Raw genomic sequence first — 4,096 nt, forward strand, 5'->3', positions numbered from 1 at the left:
CGACGACCGAGAGCGACACACCGCCCGCTGCCAGACCGACCATCTTCAACCCCTCGAGGACACCGAACAGGCGTGCCAACGTGTCGTCGGGGGTGAGGCCCTGGAGCATCGTCCTTCCGGTGACCGACGTGAGTGTCACGCCGGTGCCGACGAGGACGAGCAGCAGCGTGGCGGTGACCAATTGCTCGCTCGAGCCGACCACCCCGAAAGTGATGCACATCAGCAGCACGCTCGCCGCAAGCGCCCGCGCCAGACGACGTCGACCGACGAGCGCGAAGCTGATCGCGGATCCGAGCAGACCTCCCGCCCCGAATCCGGTGATCAGGATGCTGACGGCTGCGTCGTCGCGGTGGAGCACGTCGATCGCGAGCAGTGCGGCGCCGACGTCGAGTGCGCCGGCGATCCACGAGTTGGTTGCCACGGCACCGACCAGCGACCGCACCTGAGGGTCGTGGCGCAGCACGCGGAGACCGGCGCTCAGTTCGATCACCGCCGATCGGCGATCCGGGTCATCGGCGTGGCGACTTTCGGTACCGGTCGAACCGGGGCCACGACCGATGGTTGCGAGTGCGCCGACTCCCATCAGCGCCCCGATCCAGATCATCACGGCGCCCGGCGTCGCGGTGAGCAGGATGGCGCCCGCCAACAGCGGGCCCAACAGACGGCCCGCTGTCTCGACCATTCCGACGGCCGTGTTCGCTGCGGTCAACTCGTCGGGGGTGCTGACCGCGATCGGGATGATCGCAGCCGTCGCCGGCCCAGCGAACGTGAGCAGGACGGCGAAGACGAGCGCCGGAGCCCACACGAGCACGGTCGGAGCGTCGAGCACCATCGCCGTGCCGGTCAGGATGCTGAACAACGCGAGCAGGCCGTATCCGGCTGTGAGGACGCGATCGCGTGGGAAAACGTCGCTCGCGACGGCGAGGACGGGCGCCAGAACGGCGGACGGAATGAGCAGGAAGACGAACAGCAACCCGGCTTCGGAGACTCCTCCGCGCTCGAACGCGAAGAGCAGCACCGCGAGCCAACAGCCCTGCTCGGTGATCGAGAACGCGAACAGCCCCCGCAGCGCTCGGGCGAGGAGCGGATTGCGAGCAACAGCTCGTGCAGCGGCCCACCGGCCGACGCTGGTCGCATCGACCGTGTTCATCTCCGAGTGACAGTAGCCAGCCGGATGGATCGAACTCGGCTCGAGGTGTTCGACTCAGCTCGGGATCGCGAGCGGGGAGGTTCCGGTCACCGCGGACAGCCGTCGAAGCTCGTCCGAGCGTTGACACCGACCATCGCGACCCGGTCGCCGTCGACGGTGGGGATCCGCACGGCCACCTCGTCGGGAGCGTCGCCGAGGCCCACGTGAACGACCCCCGACGACCCGGCCGCGTAGCCGGTGGTGCTCGCCGGCCATGCCCGGGCCAGCACCTCGCCGGTGGTCGGATCCTCGACCGTCACCAGGTGCCCGATCGCGGAGGGGAGCGATGCGGTGTCGAACTCGAGCCAGTCTCCGCCGGCGGATGTGTTCCGGGCAGACACCGATGCCTGCGTCGGCTCCCATTCCACGAGGAGCGCGTCGACCCGGCCGTCGCGATCGAGATCGTCGGTCACCCCGGTCACCCAGTACCGACCCGATCCTTCCTCACCGATCGTTTCGAAGTGAGGGCTCTCGCCCGCCCCCCGATCGTTCCGGTGCAGGATCAGCGGGAGGTCGGCCGCCGACGCCGCGGAGGTGATGACATCGTTGAGCCCGTCGTTGTCGATGTCGGCGATCGCGACGTGAGGTGACTTGGTCGAGAGATCGGGCGACCCCGACTGCTCGGTGACGTCATCGAAGGCCGGGACGCCCGGCTGCGAACGATTGACCAGGATCCGGACCGGGACGCGTTCTGCGAAGTCGATGGTCGAGTTGAAGTGCTGGCCGAGCACCAGATCGGGAAGATCGTCACCGTCGAGGTCCCCGATCGCGATCCCCGCCGGGTCGTCCTCGTCGCCGAACGTCTCCCAGGCGAGTGCCGGTACCTCGGCGATGGCGAACCCGTCGTCGCCCCCGAGCAGCACCCGGGGGTCACCGTTCATCACCACGTCGATCCACCCGTCGCCATCCACATCGACCGTGGCTGCGGCGAGCCCGGTGAAGTCGTCGGGGACGCCCCACTCGGTGGTCACGTCGTCGAACTCGAACCCGCCCAGCCCCCGATGGATCTCGGTCGAACCGTCACCCCAACGATCGCCGACGATCAACAGATCGAGCGTCCCGTCACGATCGAGGTCGACGGCGGCCGCCGACCGGGCCGTTACGCCGTCGGCAAGGGTGTTCCGTTCGTCCCATCCGCTGCCGGTGTTCTCGAGCACCACGGTCGGTCGACCGCCGATGCCATCGGACCCACGTTGGTTGCGGGTGATCACCAGATCGTCGTCGCCGTCCGCGTCGAGGTCGGCGAAGACCGCCCCGCTCGACCGCGCCCGGTCCTCGGGGAACGTCAGGTCGGTGCGGAACCCGTCGGGTCCGCCCAGCAGCAGTCGGTCGGGGGAGGGGCCGCTCGCCCCGCGCATGGCGTAGGCCGAGGCCTCACGATCGGCGAATCCGCCGACGAGCAGGTCGGTCCACCCGTCGCGATTCACGTCACCCGACGCGGCGGCGTGGCCGTGCATCCCGGTCAGCGGATCGACCAGCCCGACCTCGGCCGTGACATCCTCGAACGAGATGCCGGCACCGGTTCCGTCGTCATCGGACGGATCCGGAGACGATTCCCAACACGTCTCGGCCGTGAGAGGCGTCGCGGGGTCGGCCGCCGTCGCGGGGCTCGTCGCGGGCGGAGACGTCGTGGTCGTGGTCGAGGTCGTGGTCGGGGGCGTCGTGGTGGATTCGGGGAGCGAGTCGACGTCGGTCTCGACGGTAATGAGTGGCATCGTGGTTCCCGAGGTGATCGACGACGTCGAATCGGGGTCGGGTGACGACGCCGCGTCGGAGGAGCAGGCGCCGACGATCGACGCGACGGTAATCGACGCCCCGACGACGGCCGAGCGACGTCGTCGACGAATCACGACCGGCTCGGTTCAGTCGAATTCGACCACGGCCAGGACCACGTCACCGAACACCTCCTCGACCGCGGGGTCTCCGCCGTTGAGCCCGACGTACACCCGACGGTTGGCCTCGTCGACAGCGACGTTGTACGAGCCGCCGACGCGGATTCCGAGGGCCGGTTCGATGAGCTCGTTCAATCGCACGACGACGTCCTGGGTCCCCGTCGCGGTGTCGGCTGCGATCAGCGGGGTTCCGAACTCGGCACCGTTTCCGTGAGCGCCCGGAACGAAGTAGGCGGTCGTGCCGTCGGAGTTGAGGGCCAACGCAGCGACGTAATCGTCGACCACCCCGAGGTCTCGGAACGTGCCGTGCGGGGAACGCATCCACAGCGCGTCGGGGCTGCGCGTCGTGATCGCCACGGAGCCGTCGGCGGCGGGTGGGGTCGAACTTCGGAACCATGCGTCGCCGCCGAACACACCCGGCGCGCCGACGCGCTCCCCGGTGGGGGACAGCCCCGCGACACCGTTGCCTGACGCGTACAGCCCGTCGCCTTCGGGCGTGACGAGGATGTCGCGAAACCCGGTGTGGTCGGCTGAGTCGTCGGTGTGGAGCACGGCTCCCGTGTCGGCGTCGGCGACGACGAACACGCCGGCGTCGGGATCGCTCTCGGGGTCGACGGCCTCGACGAACAACGTGGAGCGATCGGGGGAGATCGCGAGCGACGGCAACCCGTACCCCTCGACGGGCACGCCGAGCGACGTGACCTCGCGGGTGGCCGGGTCGTAGCGGATGAGGTGATCGCCGGAGTACGAACCCCCGAGCTCGAGGCCGCGACGCGATCCCCAGTACGTGGCCGTGACCACGCGATCGCACGCGTCGAGAACCATCGGAGCGTGGAGCTTCCCGTAGCCCCAGTCACCCGGTCGGTGCCCGAGCGACTCGCCGACCTCGGTCGTCTGGGTCAGCGTGTGCGTCGTCGGGTCGTACTCGTAGAACCAACTCCGTCCGTCTGCGCCTCGGTGATCGCCCACCCCGGACACGAAGCGACCGTCGGGAAGCATCACCCCCTGGCCCCAC

At 69.3% G+C, this 4,096-nt stretch carries 3 protein-coding genes; all 3 read right to left on the minus strand.

What is annotated here, in order from left to right; all coding sequences use genetic code 11:
• Positions 1–1,150 (minus strand): MFS transporter (locus WBV89_RS16245; protein ID WP_423982391.1); only part of this gene is annotated, 1,150 nt, incomplete at its 3' end.
• An 86-nt stretch (positions 1,151–1,236) separates the two neighbouring features.
• Positions 1,237–2,904, minus strand: a complete 1,668-nt coding sequence (locus WBV89_RS16250) for an FG-GAP repeat domain-containing protein (RefSeq protein ID WP_423982392.1) — start codon at positions 2,902–2,904, stop codon at positions 1,237–1,239.
• 147 nt (positions 2,905–3,051) lie between these two features.
• Positions 3,052–4,096 (minus strand): hypothetical protein (locus WBV89_RS16255; protein WP_423982393.1); only part of this gene is annotated, 1,045 nt, incomplete at its 5' end.

The organism is Ilumatobacter sp., assembly GCF_049588435.1.
GTDB lineage: Bacteria > Actinomycetota > Acidimicrobiia > Acidimicrobiales > Ilumatobacteraceae > Ilumatobacter_A.

Coding starts and splice junctions, on each gene's coding strand:
- WBV89_RS16250 (WP_423982392.1), bottom strand. CDS start 2,904: ATGCCACTCATTACCGTCGAGACCGACGTCGACTCGCTCCCCGAATCC.